Annotated in this window: 17 protein-coding genes, 1 tRNA gene and 2 rRNA genes (1 of these 20 only partly in view); 7 read left to right on the top strand and 13 right to left on the bottom strand. The window is 63.5% G+C overall.

Features of this window, described 5'->3' with window-relative positions; genetic code table 11:
* Positions 1–126 precede the first annotated feature (126 nt).
* Positions 127–918, top strand: coding sequence for an SDR family NAD(P)-dependent oxidoreductase (locus tag JN280_RS06295; protein WP_202310810.1), 792 nt, complete (start codon positions 127–129; stop codon positions 916–918).
* Between the two features lie 27 nt (positions 919–945).
* Here JN280_RS06295 and JN280_RS06290 read toward each other — a convergent pair whose 3' ends face one another.
* From JN280_RS06290 to JN280_RS06255, 8 genes are all read right to left on the bottom strand, one after another.
* On the bottom strand, positions 946–1605 hold the full coding sequence (locus tag JN280_RS06290) for a potassium channel family protein (RefSeq protein ID WP_202310808.1): 660 nt from the start codon (positions 1603–1605) through the stop codon (positions 946–948).
* Positions 1602–2783: a low temperature requirement protein A gene (locus JN280_RS06285; RefSeq protein WP_244743039.1), complete on the bottom strand. Its 1182-nt coding sequence runs from the start codon at positions 2781–2783 to the stop codon at positions 1602–1604. The genes JN280_RS06290 and JN280_RS06285 overlap by 4 nt, the downstream gene beginning before the upstream one ends.
* Before the next feature lie 30 nt (positions 2784–2813).
* Positions 2814–3368: a DUF924 family protein gene (locus JN280_RS06280; protein ID WP_202310806.1), complete on the bottom strand. Its 555-nt coding sequence runs from the start codon at positions 3366–3368 to the stop codon at positions 2814–2816.
* 2 nt (positions 3369–3370) lie between these two features.
* Positions 3371–3622: a hypothetical protein gene (locus tag JN280_RS06275; RefSeq protein ID WP_202310804.1), complete on the bottom strand. Its 252-nt coding sequence runs from the start codon at positions 3620–3622 to the stop codon at positions 3371–3373.
* A gap of 348 nt (positions 3623–3970) precedes the next feature.
* Positions 3971–6154 (bottom strand): xanthine dehydrogenase family protein molybdopterin-binding subunit, encoded by a 2184-nt coding sequence (locus JN280_RS06270; RefSeq protein WP_202310802.1) that lies wholly within the window; start codon positions 6152–6154, stop codon positions 3971–3973.
* A gap of 11 nt (positions 6155–6165) precedes the next feature.
* Positions 6166–6621 carry a (2Fe-2S)-binding protein gene (locus JN280_RS06265; protein WP_202310800.1) on the bottom strand — a complete coding sequence of 152 codons (456 nt, stop codon included), beginning with the start codon at positions 6619–6621 and terminating at the stop codon, positions 6166–6168.
* A gap of 47 nt (positions 6622–6668) precedes the next feature.
* A complete protein-coding gene (locus JN280_RS06260) occupies positions 6669–7442 on the bottom strand; it encodes an Isoquinoline 1-oxidoreductase subunit (protein WP_244743035.1) in 774 nt (257 codons plus the stop codon).
* Positions 7443–7487: 45 nt separating this feature from the next.
* Positions 7488–8411 carry a LysR family transcriptional regulator gene (locus JN280_RS06255; RefSeq protein WP_202310798.1) on the bottom strand — a complete coding sequence of 308 codons (924 nt, stop codon included), beginning with the start codon at positions 8409–8411 and terminating at the stop codon, positions 7488–7490.
* 110 nt (positions 8412–8521) lie between these two features.
* Between JN280_RS06255 and JN280_RS06250 the strand changes: the two genes are divergently transcribed.
* Entirely contained in the window at positions 8522–9514 is a 993-nt protein-coding gene (locus JN280_RS06250) for an aldo/keto reductase (protein ID WP_202310796.1), read from the top strand.
* 205 nt (positions 9515–9719) lie between these two features.
* A complete protein-coding gene (locus JN280_RS06245; protein ID WP_202310794.1) occupies positions 9720–10595 on the top strand; it encodes a helix-turn-helix transcriptional regulator in 876 nt (291 codons plus the stop codon).
* Positions 10596–10673: 78 nt separating this feature from the next.
* Here JN280_RS06245 and JN280_RS06240 read toward each other — a convergent pair whose 3' ends face one another.
* Positions 10674–11600, bottom strand: coding sequence for a LysR family transcriptional regulator (locus tag JN280_RS06240; protein WP_202310792.1), 927 nt, complete (start codon positions 11598–11600; stop codon positions 10674–10676).
* Positions 11601–11697: 97 nt separating this feature from the next.
* On the opposite strand from JN280_RS06240, the gene JN280_RS06235 reads away from it, so the two are divergent.
* The 3 genes from JN280_RS06235 (at position 11698) to JN280_RS06225 (ending at position 13715) form a co-directional block, all read left to right on the top strand.
* Positions 11698–12429 carry a class II aldolase/adducin family protein gene (locus tag JN280_RS06235; RefSeq protein WP_202310790.1) on the top strand — a complete coding sequence of 244 codons (732 nt, stop codon included), beginning with the start codon at positions 11698–11700 and terminating at the stop codon, positions 12427–12429.
* Positions 12430–12750: 321 nt separating this feature from the next.
* Positions 12751–13089 (top strand): hypothetical protein, encoded by a 339-nt coding sequence (locus JN280_RS06230; protein WP_202310788.1) that lies wholly within the window; start codon positions 12751–12753, stop codon positions 13087–13089.
* Positions 13090–13115: 26 nt separating this feature from the next.
* Positions 13116–13715 (top strand): hypothetical protein, encoded by a 600-nt coding sequence (locus JN280_RS06225; protein WP_202310786.1) that lies wholly within the window; start codon positions 13116–13118, stop codon positions 13713–13715.
* Between the two features lie 15 nt (positions 13716–13730).
* Here the strand turns inward: JN280_RS06225 and JN280_RS06220 are convergent, their stop codons facing one another.
* Positions 13731–14543: an IS5 family transposase gene (locus JN280_RS06220; RefSeq protein WP_202310785.1), complete on the bottom strand. Its 813-nt coding sequence runs from the start codon at positions 14541–14543 to the stop codon at positions 13731–13733.
* A gap of 321 nt (positions 14544–14864) precedes the next feature.
* Between JN280_RS06220 and JN280_RS06215 the strand changes: the two genes are divergently transcribed.
* On the top strand, positions 14865–16526 hold the full coding sequence (locus tag JN280_RS06215) for a recombinase family protein (protein ID WP_202314584.1): 1662 nt from the start codon (positions 14865–14867) through the stop codon (positions 16524–16526).
* Here the strand turns inward: JN280_RS06215 and JN280_RS06210 are convergent.
* The 3 genes from JN280_RS06210 to JN280_RS06200 form a co-directional block, all read right to left on the bottom strand.
* A tRNA-Met gene (locus JN280_RS06210) sits at positions 16483–16559 on the bottom strand. The genes JN280_RS06215 and JN280_RS06210 overlap by 44 nt on opposite strands.
* Positions 16560–16628: 69 nt before the next feature.
* Positions 16629–16743, bottom strand: a 5S ribosomal RNA gene (gene rrf, locus JN280_RS06205).
* 180 nt (positions 16744–16923) lie between these two features.
* Positions 16924–17815 (bottom strand): 23S ribosomal RNA (locus JN280_RS06200) (it continues 1977 nt past the right edge of the window).

Here is a 17815-nt window from a genome sequence, read left to right as displayed (position 1 = left end):
CGCGCACTCATTGTTTCCGCTACGCGGTCGATGGTTTCGGTGGGTGCGTCGGATGGCTTACTCGCTGACCTGTCCGGCAGGCATTCGGCGGCCGGCAGAGTTGGAAATGCGCGAGGAGGCGGTTCAATGTATTCGTTCAAGGGCAGGGTCGCGGTCGTCACCGGCGCGGCGGAAGGCATCGGCGCCGCCATCGCTCGCGCGCTGTGGGCGCATGGCGCGGACCTCGCGGTCGTCGACATCAAGCCTGTCGACATCGCCCGCATCACTGCCGACAGGGGAACGCGCGACCAGCGCATCTTCGGCTACGAATGCGACGCTACTTCCTCCGCGCAGGTATCGCAGATCTGCGCGGCGCTGCAGGCCGATCTCGGCCCGGCCTCCATCCTCGTCAACAATGTCGGTGGCGGCGGCAAGGACGCCGGCGACGACGTCGAGACGATGAGCGACGAGCAGTGGGAGTTCGTGCTGTCGCTCAGCCTTTCCAGTGTGATGCGCTTCTGCCGCGGGCTTGTCGGAGGGATGAAGGCCGCTCGTTACGGTCGCATCGTCAACATCTCCTCCTCGCTGAAGGATGGCGTTTACGGACCGGTCGGAACCGTCAAAGGCCGCCTGCCCTACGTCACCGCTAAGATGGCGGTGGTGGGCCTCACCCAACAGCTTGCCAACGATCTCGGTCCGTTCGCCATATCGGTCAACGCCGTCAGCCCGGGCCTTACCCTGCCGGGCGACGACGCTCGGATAACCCAGCGCTACCGTGCGCTGTCACCTGAGGAGCAGGCCCGTCTCCGCGCGCATATTCCGCTCGGTCGACTCGCGGACGGCGCCGACATTGCCAACGCGGTGTGTTTCCTCGCCGCGGAGCAGAGTGGCTACGTGAGCGGCCAGACCATTACCGTCGCCGGCGGGGGCTACAGGTAGAGCGCGTTACTTTGATCAGCCCAGGGCTCACCGCGCCGATCCGCCCGCGTGTAGGCCCACCAGGCGCGACAGCAAGATGACAGTGTAGAGAACGCCGACGACCGCTTCGAAGGACGCGAATGCCTGCGCGTAGAAGCCGATCGGCGTGATGTCTCCATACCCCAGCGTCGTCAGCGTCACGTAGCTGTAGTAGACCATTTGCTGCCAGGTGATCTCAGCGCCGGAACTCGCCACGAAAGAACCCGGCCAAATCCACTCGATCAGCGCCAGAATCGCAGCGAAGCCCGAGCCGATCACCAGGTAAAGCGAGGTGGCGGCGAGCACGACATCGCTCATCACCGTCCGCGCTCCAAATGTGTAGCGTGCCAGCACGAAGCACATCACCGCATGATAGGCGATCGATGTCAGGTAAACCGCCAGCGCCGCGACGGAGCCCGGCGCATATGAGTTCACGAGCCCGGCCAGAAAGACCGCGGCACCGCTGAGTGACGCCAGCCACCGCAGCCGCACGTCGGAGCTCAGAAGGATGGTGGCGAAAACAAAGATCGTCGCATAAAACAGATAGAAGATCGCCGGCCAGATTCCACCCGCGATCGACAGGGGGTAGGTCAGGTTGTGGAGGAGGATCGCCAGCAAGAGGGCGACATTGACCGCTACCTTGTTCCGGCTTGTGGCATGGTCGCTCATTGCGGGGTCTCGTCGGGCCGGTCGAAAGCGGCAAGCAGAATCATTGTCGCCAGCACTCCCGCGCCCAGCCAAAGCCCCGAAAGGTGCATGACAAGCGAGAGCGAGCTCCAGAGGGCGATGAGGACGACGGCGATCCAATAGGCTGGCCGTATGCTCCGCGCCATGACGCGGTGAAACAGGGCGCTGCCGGCGAGGAAGATCCCTGGTCCCGCGGCTGTGATGATCACCGCCGGCGCATGAACGGCGTCGCGAGGATGCGCCACGATCAATTCGATGGCCACGGCCACGACGATGGCGCCGCAAACCATCACGCCGTGGGCGTAGGCCAGACTAGCCCGCGCAAGCTTGGTATGGTCGCCGTCATGCGCGAAACGATGCTCGCCCGTTTCGGTAAGATGAACAAAGTACAACCACCAAAGAGACACGATCAGGAGGAAGCCGATGGCGGCGGCGATGACGCTGTCCGCGCCCAGGGCGTTCCCGACGAGCATTCCCCCCAGCAGAAGGATCGACTCCCCGAGCGCGATGATAAAGACCTGCTGGTTGCGCTCAAGCAGGTGCAGCCCCTTGAGCGGCCAACTTTCCATCGGCGTAGAGCTGATGCCTGGAAGCCAAAACCCCACATAAGGCGCCGCGTAGTCCAGCAACACCGCCACTATCCACAGCCAGACGCGCAACTCGGGCAGCAGCGCGCCCGCGATCCAGAAACACCCCGAAATCGCGCTCCAGGCGCCGAGTTGCGCGTAGTTCCGGCCCATGCGCTGTCCGCGGAAGACAAGCGCCATGTAGGCGGCGCGGATGATGGCCATCGCGACGTAGGCTCCAACAAACAACTCCGCGCGTGACGAGTAGGCGTACGGCATGGCGATCGCCATCAGCAGCGCGCAAGCCATGAGAACCACTATTAGGAGCCGGCCGCTCGGATGGTTCGGATCAACCCAGTTCGTGGCCCAGGCCGTGTAGTTCCACGCCCACCAGACCGCAGCGAAGAGCGTTGCCGCCTGCAGTGCACCCATCCAGGACTGGTGGTCGAGCAGGAAGTGCGAGAGCTGAATGATCGTGAATACGTAAACGAGATCGAAGAACAGCTCCATATTGGTGACGCGCGGCATGTCGCGCTCGCCGAGACTGCGAAGCGCGCTCGTCGGGACGATACGATCAAGAAGTGTGCGGCTCACTGGTCACCCCCAAACATCCACTCTTTGCGGTCACCCCTGAAAGCCTCCTGCGGCCAGGTACCGCTGCTCCTCGGGACGACTTGCACGGCCGAGGATCGGATTGCGATGTGGGAAGCGGCCAAAGCGTTCGACGATAGCCCGATGCCGGCGTGCCCGGCCAAGGCCGGCGGGCAGGAACCGCCGGTGGAGGTTCACGGACAGGTCTTGATCTTCCAGGGTTTCGGAATGCGCGAACGGCAGGATCATGAAAAGTCGCATTTCGTCGGAGACCCGACGTACGAAGTCCCTGTCCACTACCCTCCTGGCAATCCTTCGGGCCTCGTCATCGCTTTCGTACATCCGCGGCGTGCCCCGAAAGGCGTTGCGGGGATACTGATCGAGCAGGACCAGCAGCGCGAGGCATCCATCGGCCGTGTCCTCCCAATGTGCCAGGACGCCGCTCCGCGCGGTTTCGTAAAGCGCCGCGAATGTCTGGCGAAAGCGCTCATCGAACTCCGGGTCGTGCGCAAACCAGGCGGTACGCGAGCGTGCCCAGAAGTCGACCACGTCGTCGATCCTTGAATCGGTGCCAGGCGTTTCGGGCATCCTCAATTCCTGAGCCCAACGGCGACGCCAAGGGCCGCAGGGAGGCCAAAGATGACGACAAGGAACGGCAACTCTTCTGCCACGCTGTAGCTGGCCCGCGTTACGCCGATCCACATCTTGATCGCCGCAGCAACGCACGAGACTACCAGGTAGGCGGGCGGAAAAGCGCTGAACGGCTGCCCACGCAAACGGGCCGACCCATAGACCAATGCCAGCAATCCCAAGCCGGCGATGACCATCGTGATTGTGTTCATAATAGGCCAGCCCTAGCCCTCTCCGCCGGATTGCGGACCCCGCTCCCGAGAGGCCCGTTCCGCGACCGCCGCCCTCCCCGCCTTCTCATCGTCCGTATCTCGCCAGACGGTACAGTATCAGGCACCCGTCCGTGATGTCCAAGCTGTATGGAGCGGATCCCCATTTTCTCGACCGACCCTTGGCTCCACCTATGTCCACATAGCGGCTGACGCGAAGCGCGCCACGATCAGAAAGACGATTGCGCACAGGACATCGCGGACCAGCATCTGCGCGCCGAACCCGCGACGGCCAGAGCAACCACGCCTGCAAGGCGCGGATTTCCTCGCCCGGTCTACCGGGCGTCGGCGCTAGCCCGCCGCGCCGACGTCGAACGGCAGCGAACGCAGTCGCCGGCCGGTCACCGCCGCAATTGCGTTGCCGATGGCTGGTGCAAGCGGCGGCACTCCTGGCTCGCCGATGCCGCTTGGCCATTCATTCGAGGGAACGATGTGGACCTCGACCTTTGGCATCTCGCGTATCCGCGTCGGCTCGTAGTCGTCGAAGTTGCTCTCCACAACGCGTCCGTTGTCGAGGGTGATGGCGTTGCGCATAAGCGACGACAGCGCAAAGCCGATCGCGCCTTCGATCTGCGCTGTGACGACGTCCGGATTGACCGCCACGCCGCAATCGACGGCCGCGACGATGCGATCGACCGACCAGCTTCCGCCCTCTACCGTCACGTCCGCGACATAGGCAACACGCGTCCCGAACGAGAAGTGATAGGCCACGCCGCGTCCCTTTCCGGAAGGCATCGCCTCGCCCCAGCCGGAGAGTCCCGCGGCGAGCTTCAGCACCGCCACGTCGCGCGGCTTGTCCGCCAGCATGTCGAGTCGGAACTGGACGGGATCCTTGCCGGCCACCTCCGCCAGCTCGTCGACCATCGTCTCCATGACATGGGCGGTGTGGCTGTGGCCCACGGAACGCCACCAAAGCACCGGAACGGGGGAGGTGGCGTTGTACAACTGGAGATCGAAGTCCGCGATCGCGTAGGCGCTGTCGACGACCCCTTCCACCGAGCTGTGGTCGATGCCGTCATGGACGGCCATCGCCTCGAACGGCGTGCCGGTGAAGATCGACTGGCTGACCAGACTGTGCTGCCAGCCCGAAAGGCGGCCGTCGGCATCGAGCCCAGCCTTGACCTTGTGCAGCACGAGAGGCCGATAGAAGCCACCTTTGATGTCATCTTCCCGAGTCCAGACCAGGTGCACGGGCGCGCGACCGCCGATCGCTTTCGCGATGGCGGCCACCTCACGCGTCCAGTCCGCCAAGGGATTCCCGCGTCTCCCGAAGCTGCCACCGCCCGGCAGGGTGTGGATAGTGACCTGCTCCGGCTGGAGCCCCAATACGCTCATGAGCGCAAATTGGTCGATGCTCTGCAACTGGCAGCCCGACCAGAGCTCGGCGCCGTCCGGCTTCAATTCGAGTGTGCAGTTCAAAGGCTCCATAGGCGCGTGCGCCAGGAAAGGGAAGGTGAACTCGGCTTCGATCGTCCTCACTGCCCTACTCAGCGCCGCCTCCGAATCTCCGCGGTTTGCCGCGGCAAGGCCGGGCGACGAGAGCATCTGCCGGTAAGACTCGAGAATCTGGGCGGTGGACCGGGTTTCGGCCTGGGATGCATCCCACACGACCTTGAGCGCGTCGCGGCCGCGCATCGCCGACCATGTGTCGTTGGCAAGTACCGCGACGCCTTGGGGTATCTGCACCACCTCGACCACGCCGGCCACGGCCCGCGCGCCAGCATCGTCGAACGAGGCGACGGTTGCGCCGAATTGCGACGGACGCTTCACCATCGCGATCAGTTCGCCGTCGCGCTTGGTGTCGAGCGCGAACATCGCCGCGCCGGTCGTCTTGGCGACGGAGTCCAGCCTGGGCGCGCGCTTGCCGATCAGCTTCCAGTCCTCCGGCTGCTTGAGCGTGACGGTCTCGGGAACAGGCTGCCCCATGGCTTCGCCCGCGAGATCGCCGAGGGTCGCCTCATGCGCCCCGTCCCGCGTGCGCACAACGCTTGCCGCGACCTCGATGTCGTTCTCCGCCACGCCCCACTTCGCGGCGGCGGCCTTCACGAACATGGCCCGCGTGGCTGCGCCCACCTGACGCATCTGCGTCCATGTCTCCAGCATCGAGGTCGAGCCGCCCGTGGCCATCACCGGGCCGAACACCAGGTTGTTGTAGAGGGCGGGGTTGTTCGGAGCGTATTCGATGCGCATCAGCGACCAATCGGCGTCCAGCTCGTCGGCAACGAGGGTCGCGATGCCGGTGGTAACGCCCTGCCCCATCTCGAACTTCTTCGACAGAAGCGTGACGATGTTGTCCGGCGTGATCCGCAGGAATACGTTTGGGTCGAAAGGTCCTTGCGGAACCTGGGCGGTGGCCCGGTGGTCAAGGGGCAGATAGGTGCCCAGCACGAAGGCTCCCGCGACGGCCGCCGTTGACTTGAGGAAAGTCCGCCGCGACAGAGGCTGCGTCCTGCCGTACTGGCTGTGAATGGCCATGGGAGTACCTCCTAAGCAAGTTCTTTGGCGGCTTCATGGATCGCCGCGCGAATCCGCTGATAGGTGCCGCATCGGCAGATGTTGCCTTCCATGCCGGCGTCGATGTCGGCGTCGGTCGGCTCCTTGACCTCCGAAAGCAGCCGGATCGCGGACATGATCTGGCCGGACTGGCAATAGCCGCACTGGACGACGTCGAGCGTCTGCCACGCCTTCTTGACAGCGTCCGTCACCGGGCCGGACACCGCTTCGATGGTGATGATCGTCTTGCCGGCGGCCTCGCCCGCCATGATCGAGCAGGCGCGGGCCGCCTCACCGTCCAGGTGGACGGTGCACGCTCCGCACATCGCCCTGCCGCAGCCGAACTTGGTGCCGGTCAGCCCTAGGTGGTCACGGATCGCCCACAGTAGGGGCATTTCCGGGGCGACGTCGATCTCGTGATCGGCGCCATTGACATTGAGAGTAACCATTTGGCGGTCTCCATCGAGAATGTAACGCGGCTTTTCGGATCGCCTTGCTATTGCGGGCAGGGCATTCCGCTTTCCACCCAGCCCTCGAGAACGGTCATGAAGTCCTCATGCGCCACCGGTACCGGCTCACGGCCTTCGCCGGGATCCCAGCCCCAGAGCACCAGCGCATCGTTGCCCATGTGCTCGATCAGCAGTTCGCCGCCGCGGTTGCCGTTGCGGCTGGTATCCTTCAGCGCCTCGCAAAGCTCGCTGGACGAGAGACCCGCCCAGTTCATCGAACGCGGCGCCAGCTGCCAGTGCGGCGCCCCCGGCGTTCGGGACGTCGGGTTGTTGCCGGCGGCCACGTTGTGGCAGTTCTCGCAGCGCATCGCGGTGACGCCGTGGTTGTCCGCCCCGCGCACGACCAGCGGGATGTGGAGCCGAGCCTGATTGCCCTGCAGCGGCACGTTCTCCTGATGGCAGTTGAGGCAGCGCGGATGCTGCAGAACCTGGGCAATGCTCTCCCAGGCACTTCCCGTGGCGGTCGTCTGCGCCCTCGATTGGTTGGCGCCTGCCAAGGCTGCGGCGACAACTGCAACTGCGCCTATTCCGGCGATCATGATGGTGAAGGGGCGATGCAGGGGCATTGTCCTGGCTCCCGGATCCGTCTCGGCACCAAAGCCGCCGAGCGCAAAGGTAATGAGAGAATGATACGCCCAACACAAGGAAGCTGCTTTCAAATTCTCCGGATGAGACACACCGCCCGGCGCGGGCGCCATCCGGGATGAAAGTGCGAATCCGTTATCTAACTGAAGCAGAACGGATTTTAGCGCTACTTTCATGGCAGGTCTGCAAACGAGTACCGCACTGCGAAACCCAGGCGGCACCTACACGCGTGGCGCGAGCGATTTCGCCCTGTGCAGCCGCTGCGTTCGAACATAGTCGACAAAGGCGCGAAGCGCCGGCGGAACATGGCGGTTGGCGGGGTAGTAAAGGAACGGCCCGGGAAAGCTCGGACACCAGTCCTCGAGCACGCTGATGAGCCGGCCGGCCGCGATGTCGTCACGCACATAACCGTCGAACGTCGACCAGAAGCCGATCCCCTCCAGGGCAGCCTGCTTCTGCACGGCAATGCTGGTCGAGACGAGCGGCCCCCCCGGGTCGATCTTCACACCGGTCCCGTCGCGTTCGAATTCCAGGGCGGGCGTCACACCACTCGGGTAGCGCTGCCGGATGCATGGCCTGCCGATGAGCTCGCGTGGATCGGTGGGACGCCCCCAGCGCGAAACGAGATCGGGGCTGGCGACCACGGCGAACCGCTGCGCCTCGGATAGGGGAACCGCGATCACATCCTGCGCCAGCCGCTCCTCCCAACGTACCCCCGCGTCAAAGCCTAGCTCGACGATGTCGATGGGCGTTGTTTCGGCGATGATCTCGACCCGGACCTGCGGATGCGCCTTCAGGAAACCGCTGATCATCGGCGCAAGGACGAGATCGATGGCCGGAGGAGGCGCATTGATGCGCAAGGTTCCCGCCGGCGTGCCCGGCTCGCGCCCGACGCGATCGAGCGCCCGCGCGATCGCCGCCAAGGCGGGCTCCAGCTCGGCCATCAGCCGATGGCCCGCCTCGGTCAGGGATACGCTGCGCGTGGTTCGGTTGAGAAGGCGCATGCCCAGTTGCGCCTCCAGATCGCGGACCGACTGGCTGACGGTGGACGCGGAGACGCCCAGACACGCGGCGGCGCCGCGGAAGCTGCGCTGCCGCGCAACGGTGACGAACACATCCAGGCGATCGAGTTCGAGGCGTTTCATTGTGCGGTTCTCCGAACAGCCCGTTCGCTTTTGTCCGGATTATCACATCTGATCGCCGACCTTAACTCCTAAGCAGCCGGCACGCCGGCATTGCTAGAAGGAGAAGCGAGATGTTGAAGAGAACACTCGGCATGAACGGGCCTCAGGTTTCCGCCATCGGTCTCGGTTGCATGGGGATGTCGGACCTGTACGGGGCGGCGGACCGCGACGAGGCGCTTGCCACGCTCGGCGGCGCGCTCGACGCGGGCATCACCCTGCTCGACACGGGCGATTTCTACGGCATGGGCCACAACGAACTGCTGATCGCCGACGCCCTCAAGGGGCGCCCCCGCGACAACGCCGTTATCAGCGTCAAGTTCGGCGCGCTGCGCGGACCGAGTGGCGAATGGCTGGGCTACGACGTGCGCCCGCAGGCAGTGAAGGCTTTCGCCGCCTACACGCTGAAGCGGCTCGGCGTCGAGGCTATCGACATCTATCGTCCTGCCCGGCTCGATCCCGCCGTGCCCGTCGAGGATACGGTCGGCGCGATTGCCGACCTCGTGAAGGCCGGCTACGTGCGCCACATCGGCCTTTCCGAAGTCGGGGCCGAGACCCTGCGCCGGGCAAGCGCGGTGCACCCGATCGCGGATTTGCAGATCGAATACTCGCTCGTATCGAGGGGCATTGAGGACGAGATCCTGCCCACCGCGCGACAACTGGGGATCGGCGTCACCGCCTATGGCGTCCTGTCGCGCGGCCTGATCAGCGGTCACTGGGGCAACCGGACCACGGCGGCCAACGACTTCCGCAGCCACAGCCCCCGCTTCCAGCCGGGCAATCTCGAGCGCAATCTGGACCTTGTCGAAGCTCTGCGCGCGGTTGCGGGCAATCTCGGCGCCACGATCGCCCAGGTGGCGATCGCCTGGGTGATGGCGCAGGGCGAGGACATCGTGCCGCTGGTCGGGGCACGCCGGCGCAAGCGGCTCGCCGAAGCCTTGGGCGCGGCCAAAATCGGGCTTGACGCCGCCGACATCGCGGCGATCGAACATGCGATTCCGCGCGGCGCGGCGGCGGGCGAGCGCTACGCATCGGCGCACATGGCAATGCTCGACAGCGAGCGATAATCGCGACACCGCCCGCCGCGACGCTGGGGTGTCGCCGCAAGATCGGCGTCGTGACTATGCCGGAAAATCACTAAGATCGAAGCGGAATCCTCCGATCTGCGCAGAAAGTCCCGGGCGGGCTGGCGATAGCACTTGACGCAACCCCGATATAGTGTGGACTCGCGAAATGCCCACAGCCGATCAGGAGCGTCCCATGGATGGATCGATGCCTGACTCGAAACCGCGCGCGGAGGCCAACGAGCCGGCGCAACGAGCCCGTCATGCCATTCCGTCGTCGGCTGCGGAGTTTCTGGTCGCCGAAGACGACATCAGCAAGACGGCGGTATGGACGCTCGATCCGACGGCGAACTTCGTCGTCGTCCATCTCGCCGGCCGCATGTCGCGCTTCGAGAGCATCGTCGAGGACGGCAGTGTGGCGATCGGCCCGCCGGCGCCCGGGGAAGCCTGGATCGTGCCCGCCGGTTGCCGCTACAGCGCCGAGGCTCGGGGAACTCTCGTGCGTTATGCCGAGTTCAGGCTTTCACCGGATTTCCTCGACACGCTCTCCGGCGAGGTGATCGAGCTGAGACCGCGCCTCGCCCTGCGCGACGAGTTCATCTACCGCGCGGCCCTGCGCTTGGCCGATTTGGAGACCGGGGCGAATGACGTCAACCTTGCCCTAGCAGAGGAAGTCACCTTTGCGCTGGGCAGGTACGTCGTCGCCAACCACCGGGTCGACGGTCCCACCCGCTCGGCCGCGGCCCAGGGACCCGGTCTCGACCAGAACGGTCAGCGTAGAGTGCAGGAGTTCATCGGCGACAATATCAGCCGATCGATCAGGCTCGATGACCTGTGCGGTCTCCTGGGCATGACCAAGCATCGCCTGCTGGAAGCTTTTCGGGCCGCTTTCGGCATCAGCCCCGCCCAGTACATCATCAATCGCCGGCTGGGTCTCGCGCGGCACCTGCTTGCCTCGACGCCGCGCGATATCACCGATATCGCGCTCGCCACCGGATTCAGCAGCCACAGTCATTTGAGTTCGACATTCCGCAGGGCCACGGGCGTGACGCCGAGCGCGTTTCGCGAAGGCTGCCGCCGTTGACGCCGGTGGACTACAGTGAGGAGGCGCGCTTCGGTGCGCCTTCGTTCACCGTGACGCCGCACCACTTCGCGCAAAGTGCTAGCGGTCGCCCCGTGCCCTCAACGCCATGACCAGGTCGTTCATGAGGGCGAGTTGGAAGCTGGACAGGCGCTTGGCCTTGCGCCGGACGAGATAGACGGGCACCTGCAGGTTCATGCCGGGGGTCTCGATCAGATGAACACTGCCCGACGCGAGTTCGTCGCGCACCGACGAAAGGAAGAGGAACGCCGCCCCGGCCCCGGCCCTGACCGCTTGCTTGATCGACTCGCCGTGGCCGAACTCCATGGCGATCCGGCGCCGGCCGACATCGTATCTCGCCAGGCACTGTTCCTCGATCTCGCGGCGGGTCGTCCCGAACTGGGCCGTGACGAACGGAATCTCGCCCAGTTGCGAAACCTCCAGGCGCTCAACGGCCAGGCCACCGCGTTCTGACCCGACGAGCACCAGTCTCTCGTCCATGACCTTCTGGACATCGAAGCCGGCCGCTTCATGCCGTGGATCGAGAATGGTGAAGGCGAAGTCGCAATCGCCCGCATGAACGGCGTCCATCACAGGGAGCGGCGTGGCCACCCGAACCGAGACCTCCCCTTGCGGAAACCGGTCGCGAAACTGGCTGACGAGACCCGGAAGGACGTAGGACCCAAGCGTCATCGATGCTCCGACCGACGCCTTGCCCACCACGCCCCGCTTGCTTTCGGCCATTTCGCGTTCGAGTTCGAGGGTGCGTCCGACGACGTCGCGGGCCCAGGAAAAGACGCGCTGTCCCTCTTCGGTCAGAGTCACGCGCCGCCCACTGCGGTCCGTCAGGGGAACGCCGAATTTTTCCGAAAGGGCTTTGATATGCGCCGAGACGACGGGCTGGGCGATGCCGAGCCGCTCGGCCGCCCGCGAGAAGCTGTTGAGCTCCGCCACGAGGCAGAAGACCTCCAGCTTGTGGATCGATACCTGCGAGACGAGTGACCGCATATATACCATTGAGAATATGGACGTGTCCCAACTATATATTATGCGATAGCACTTCGACGGTCTATGGTCCGCTCCGTCAGCGTTCGGGAGCATGCACATGACAAGTCGGGACGATGCCGTCATTGATGATACGATCACGTCGCTGGTGATCGCTAACCGGATCTTGGCCCGAGAGGACATCGTCGACGATTTCGGCCACGTCAGCGTGCGCAATCCGCTTAATCCGGAGCGCTATTTTCTGTCGCGTTCGCGCAGCCCTGGCGTGGTGACGCGCGGCGACATCATGGAATTCACGCTGGACGGAGAGCAGGTCACCAGCGATCCGCGCCGACCCTATGCGGAGCGTCACATCCATGGCGCCATCTATAAGGATCGGGCCGACGTCAACGCTGTCACGCACCATCACGCGCGCTCGGTGCTGCCCTTCACAGTCGTCGACGTCTCCCTGCGGCCCATGTTCCACATGGCGTCCGTGATCGGAGCCACGATCGAGACTTGGGACAGCCAGGACGAGTTCGGCGACACCAACATGCTCGTCGACCGCATGGACATGGGCCACTCGCTGGCCCGCACCCTCGGGCCCAACCGGGTGGCGTTGCTGCGCGGACATGGCTGCGTCTGCGTGGCCGAGAGCCTCAAGGCCGTCGTCATGATCTCCATCGGCCTGAAGGACAACGCTTCGCTGATCCAGCAGACGCGCCAGTTCGGCGAGGTCAGGTATCTTTCCGACGGCGAGATCGCCATGGCCAGCAAGATGCTGCTAAGCGAGATGCCGCTGGCGCGGGCATGGGACAACTGGGTCGCGCGGGCGGGCTTCAGCGGCCTGTAGCGCGCCGGCCGCCCCTGGTCGCATGCCGCCGCCCACAACGTCAACCGGCGCCGGCGAAGCGCCCTGCGACATCCGGCGGCCGGCGGGAGAGGGTTGCAGGCGCGGCCACCGGCTTGCCGCGAATGATGTCGCAGGCCCGTTCGGTGATCATCATGACGCTATACGATGATCTCCAAGGACTTGCTCGGCTGCTTCGGCGCCCGTAACAAGGGCGTCTGCGGGAACCGGCTGAACATTCGCCGTGATACGTTGGAGAAATCGGTCCTGAGATGAACCGGCGGCGTATCAAGCGCAGCACCGGCCTGGAGGCCGCGCCGTCAGTTGGAAAAGACCGAGAAGCAGATCCGGGGCATCATCGAAGCCATCAAGGAGGGTATGTTGCAACCCTTGATGAAGAGCGAGGTGGACGCTCTTGAGGCGCGTAAGGCCGAGCTAACCGAGATTCTGGGATTGCTCGGCTCGCTTGATCACCCGGAGGATTGGCCGCTTACAAAAGATGCGGCTTGGGGTCAAACGGAGCACGTCTTCATCGAGTCGAAGGTTCCCTGGTATGAAATCAACGACGGTTTGCCACAGACCCAAGCGAATCCAAGCGAGTTGATGGTGGCGACAGCGGCCGCGATTGACTACCGACGCCGATCGAGTTTCTTTACTACCTGAAATGCCGGTCGGACGTATTCGACAAGATGCACTCCGATAGCGAATACAATTTTCTCGTGAAGCCGGCCCGGCCCTTCAGCATCCTTGAACGGCTCGACATTCCGGTCATTTCCGACCTGTTCAAAAGCCTGAAGACGGCGCCGCCCGAACTGGCCTCGGTGGTGATCGACCTCTATGATTTTTCCTATGGCTCCTTGACCGATCTCGCCAAGACCGTTGAGTGCATTCGGACAGAGGTGGCGGCGGGCAAGGAGATGAAGTCGTTCTCGATTCCAACGGAATCGGGCGGTCTGACCTATCTGGTGTGCAGGGCCATGAATGAGAAATTCCGGATCGCCGCCGAAGCGATCGGCCAAAAGCACAAGTACGATTCCAAGCGCGATCGCTGGTATGTCATCGTGGACAATATCAACACGGCAGCGCCGGTCGACGCGTTGCTACCATTGACGGAGAAGTGGCACGAGGACGCCGACTTGGCCGAAAACTCGCGGAAGATGGACGAACTGTTCGACACCAGATGGCAGCCGCGCGCCGTTCCGGTTCGCGCGGCCGTCCGCCCGCCTGCTATAGCGGATGCCGCCGAGCCTGTGGATAGTTTTCCGAAACCTGAAACTGAGGGGTCTTAGAGTCCGTTTCGAAACTCATGACGTGCGTGCCAATCGGCGGATGAGCAACATGGCGGAAGCGGCGTAGAGGAAGGCGGCTGCGGAATCGATGGTCGCCTCGAAGTCCTTTGCGAGCCGCCTGTTGCGGTTGATCCATGCGAAGAAGCGCTCGACCACCCATCGGCGCGGCAGGACGACGAAGCCGACTTGATCCGGCTGCTTCTTGACGATTTCGACAAGGATGTTCGTGGCTGTTGTCACACGCTCATGATTGTATCCGCCATCGGCCCAGACGTGCTTGATGAAGGGGAATAGCGGGCGCGACACCTGCAGCAGCGGTCCGCCGCCGTCACGATCCTGAATGTTGGCCGGATGCGGTTCGACAAGCAGCGCCCGTCCGTCGGTGTCGACCAGCGCGTGGCGCTTGCGGCCGTTGATCTTCTTGCCGGCATCATAGCCGCGCGGCCCGCCGGCCTCGGTGGTTTTGACGCTCTGGCTGTCGATGATCGCCGCCGATGGGCTGGCGTCGCGGCCAACGCGTTCGCGATCCGCCATGACCAGGGCGTGATTGATCTTCTCGAACACCGAGCCGTCGCGAAAGGCCGCAAACCAGCGATAGACGGTCGGCCAGGGTGGAAAATCCGATGGCAGCAGTCGCCAGGCGATGCCACCGCGCAGCACGTAGAAAATCGCGTTGATGATCTCCCGCATGGGCCAGGCGCGAGACCGCCCGGTCTTTCGCGCGGCGGGAAGATAGGGCTCGATCAGCAGCCACTCCTTATCGGTCAAATCGGTCTGGTAACGCGCCGCGGGACGGCTATGCTGTTCACGGGTGGTCGGGGTCCACATGACAATCTCCAGGAAGCTCGCAACTCCTTGGAATCATCTGAACCTCGGTCACTCAACCCCTTCCGAAACGGCCTCTGAGAGCGGAATGGTCCGCTCGAGGGCGAGGATCACCTTGTGGCCAGGCCGAGAAGGACAGAAGCTGCGAGAGTGCGGGTGGTTCTCGAACCATCGCGGCGCTTGCCTGCCTGCGATCCGGCCAAACCTGATCCCCGCCTTGTCGAACTCGTCCGCATGCTTGCGCGACAGGCCGCAAAGGACTTCATTGAAGCCGAAGGGAAGCGCAAAGCCGACAATCGCCTCCCGGAATAGGGAGGCCGTCTGATGAAGGTTGCGCTATACGCCCGTTATTCCTCCGACAATCAGCGTGACGCCTCTATCGAAGACCAGCTTCGCATCTGCCGCGCCCGCGCTGAGCGCGAAGGTTGGCAGGTCGTCGACAGCTACACGGATCGCGCAATTTCAGGCGCGTCCCTGATCCGGCCCGGTATCCAGGAGCTAATCGCCGATGGCCTCAAGCGCCGGTTCGACGTAGTCCTCACTGAGTCGCTCGACCGGCTGTCGCGCGACCAGGAAGACATCGCCGGCTTCTACAAGCGCATGCGCTTCGCCGGCATTGCCATCGTCACCCTGTCGGAAGGCGAAGTGAGCGAGCTGCATATCGGCCTCAAGGGAACGATGGGCGCACTTTATCTGAAGGATCTTGCCGATAAGACGCGCCGCGGCCTACGGGGCCGTGTCGAGGAAGGGAAGTCCGGTGGCGGCCTGTGCTTCGGCTACGACGTCGTCAAGCAATTCGACGCGAGTGGCAAGGCGATCCGCGGCGAACGGAAGATCAACGAAGCGGAGGCGGCGGTGGCGCGCCGCATCTTCGCAGACTATCTCGCCGGGCAATCGTCCCGCACGATCGCCATGGCCCTGAACCGGGAGGGAATCCCCGGCCCGCAAGGCAAGGAATGGGGGCCGACGACGATTCACGGCAATCCGAAGCGCGGCGTCGGCATCCTCAACAATGAACTCTATGTCGGCAAGCTGGTCTGGAACCGCCTGCGCTATCTGAAGGACCCTGATACGGGCAAGCGCGTCTCACGCCTCAACCCAGAAGGCGAATGGGTCACCCAGGATGTGCCTGAGCTACGGATCGTGGATCAGGAGGTGTGGGAAGCGGTGAAGGCGCGTCAGAAGGCGCTCGCCTATCAGCCGCCGGCCGAGCCGGGCGAAAACACCTTGAACGACCGTCGCCGGCCGAAGCATATGTTCACCAGCCTCGTCAAATGTGGTTGCTGCGGCAGCGGCTATACGATGATCTCCAAGGACTTGCTCGGCTGCTTCGGCGCCCGCAACAAGGGCGTCTGCGAGAACCGGCTGAACATCCGCCGTGATGCGTTGGAGAAATCGGTACTGCAAGGCCTCCACACGCATTTGATGGAGCCGGGACTGTTCAAAGAGTTCTGTGCCGAGTTCACCCGTGAGGTGAACCGGCGGCGTGTCGAGCGCAGCACCGGCCTGGAGGCCGCGCGCCGTCAGTTGGAAAAGACCGAGAAGCAGATCCGGGGCATCATCGAAGCCATCAAGGAGGGCATGTTCCAGCCCTCGATGAAGAGCGAGATGGACGCTCTTGAGGCGCGTAAGGCCGAGCTAACCGAGATGCTGGTGCAGGCCGAGGAGCCGCCGCCCCTACTGCATCCGAATATGGCGGAAATCTACCATCAGCGGATCTCCGCACTCTACGGCGATCTCCAGAACGAGGAGACGACGACACAGGCGGCGCTGACTTTCCGTTCTCTTGTCGACCAGATTGAGCTGATGCCCGAGGGCAATGACCTGCAGGTCGTGCTGCGTGGCGATCTGGGGGCGATCCTGCGGTTTGCTGCTGGCAAGAAAAACCCCGGCGTCCTTTCGGAGGCCGGGGCGTTGACAGACCTGCTATCGCAGGGATCGGTGGTTGCGGGGACAGGATTTGAACCTGTGACCTTCAGGTTATGAGCCTGACGAGCTACCGGGCTGCTCCACCCCGCGTCAACCTGCTTTATGTAGGCATTCGCCTACGGAATTTCCATAAAGAGAAGCTGTTCGTGCGTTTTGCAGACCTGGCGGCGACCTACTCTCCCGCGTCTTGAGACGAAGTACCATCAGCGCTGGAGCGTTTCACGGCCGAGTTCGGAATGGGATCGGGTGCAGCCGCTCCGCCATGACCACCAGGTCGGCGAAACGCACGAAGAGAAGCTGGTTTGTTTTCAGGGCTTGACGGCCAACGAAGCGAAGCTTCGCAAGGCCGACCGGCCGTCGCGGCTGATGCCGCGCCCCGCCCGGAGGCGTCCCGAAGGGACTGCCGTGAGGGCAGACAAACCATCGCGATAGCGATGGACATAGGCAAATGAGAACGATCAAGCCGATCGAGCTATTAGTACCGGTAAGCTTCAAGCATTGCTGCTCTTCCACACCCGGCCTATCGACGTGGTGGTCTTCCACGGCTCTCAGGGAACACTCGTTTTCAGGTGGGTTTCCCGCTTAGATGCCTTCAGCGGTTATCCCGTCCGTATATAGCTACCCTGCTATGCGGCTGGCGCCACAACAGGTCCACCAGAGATACGTCCATCCCGGTCCTCTCGTACTAGGGACAGATCCTGTCAATATTCCTGCACCCACGGCAGATAGGGACCGAACTGTCTCACGACGTTCTGAACCCAACTCACGTACCGCTTTAAATGGCGAACAGCCATACCCTTGGGACCTGCTCCAGCCCCAGGATGCGATGAGTCGACATCGAGGTGCCAAACAACCCCGTCGATATGGACTCTTGGGGGTCATCAGCCTGTTATCCCCGGCGTACCTTTTATCCGTTGAGCGATGGCCCTTCCACACGGGACCACCGGATCACTATGACCGACTTTCGTCTCTGCTCGACTTGTCAGTCTCGCAGTCAGGCAGGCTTATGCCATTGCACTCAGCGAACGATTTCCGACCGTTCTGAGCCCACCATCGCGCGCCTCCGTTACTCTTTAGGAGGCGACCGCCCCAGTCAAACTACCCACCATACATTGTCCCGGACCCGGATGACGGGCCGCGGTTAGACATCCATAGAGATAAGGGTGGTATTTCAAGGGTGGCTCCACAGAAACTGGCGTCCCTGCTTCAAAGCCTACCACCTATCCTACACATGCCACTACGAATGCCAATGTAAAGCTATAGTAAAGGTGCACGGGGTCTTTCCGTCTAACCGCAGGAACCCCGCATCTTCACGGGGAATTCAATTTCACTGAGTCTATGCTGGA

This window comes from Mesorhizobium sp. L-8-10 (assembly GCF_016756635.1).
Taxonomy (GTDB): domain Bacteria; phylum Pseudomonadota; class Alphaproteobacteria; order Rhizobiales; family Rhizobiaceae.
The sequence above is the reverse complement of the archived record's forward strand: the minus strand, read 5'-3'. Positions and strand labels throughout refer to the sequence as shown.

Excerpts from the sequence above, each read along its gene's own strand:
- JN280_RS06235 (WP_202310790.1), top strand. The coding sequence starts at position 11,698 with ATGACAAGTCGGGACGATGCCGTCATTGATGATACGATCACGTCGCTG.
- JN280_RS06255 (WP_202310798.1), bottom strand. The coding sequence starts at position 8,411 with ATGAAACGCCTCGAACTCGATCGCCTGGATGTGTTCGTCACCGTTGCG.
- JN280_RS06250 (WP_202310796.1), top strand. The coding sequence starts at position 8,522 with ATGTTGAAGAGAACACTCGGCATGAACGGGCCTCAGGTTTCCGCCATC.
- JN280_RS06260 (WP_244743035.1), bottom strand. The coding sequence starts at position 7,442 with ATGAAAGTAGCGCTAAAATCCGTTCTGCTTCAGTTAGATAACGGATTC.
- JN280_RS06265 (WP_202310800.1), bottom strand. The coding sequence starts at position 6,621 with ATGGTTACTCTCAATGTCAATGGCGCCGATCACGAGATCGACGTCGCC.
- JN280_RS06275 (WP_202310804.1), bottom strand. The coding sequence starts at position 3,622 with ATGAACACAATCACGATGGTCATCGCCGGCTTGGGATTGCTGGCATTG.
- JN280_RS06225 (WP_202310786.1), top strand. The coding sequence starts at position 13,116 with ATGCACTCCGATAGCGAATACAATTTTCTCGTGAAGCCGGCCCGGCCC.
- JN280_RS06270 (WP_202310802.1), bottom strand. The coding sequence starts at position 6,154 with ATGGCCATTCACAGCCAGTACGGCAGGACGCAGCCTCTGTCGCGGCGG.
- JN280_RS06240 (WP_202310792.1), bottom strand. The coding sequence starts at position 11,600 with ATGCGGTCACTCGTCTCGCAGGTATCGATCCACAAGCTGGAGGTCTTC.
- JN280_RS06280 (WP_202310806.1), bottom strand. The coding sequence starts at position 3,368 with ATGCCCGAAACGCCTGGCACCGATTCAAGGATCGACGACGTGGTCGAC.
- JN280_RS06220 (WP_202310785.1), bottom strand. The coding sequence starts at position 14,543 with ATGTGGACCCCGACCACCCGTGAACAGCATAGCCGTCCCGCGGCGCGT.
- JN280_RS06245 (WP_202310794.1), top strand. The coding sequence starts at position 9,720 with ATGCCTGACTCGAAACCGCGCGCGGAGGCCAACGAGCCGGCGCAACGA.
- JN280_RS06290 (WP_202310808.1), bottom strand. The coding sequence starts at position 1,605 with ATGAGCGACCATGCCACAAGCCGGAACAAGGTAGCGGTCAATGTCGCC.
- JN280_RS06215 (WP_202314584.1), top strand. The coding sequence starts at position 14,865 with ATGAAGGTTGCGCTATACGCCCGTTATTCCTCCGACAATCAGCGTGAC.
- JN280_RS06295 (WP_202310810.1), top strand. The coding sequence starts at position 127 with ATGTATTCGTTCAAGGGCAGGGTCGCGGTCGTCACCGGCGCGGCGGAA.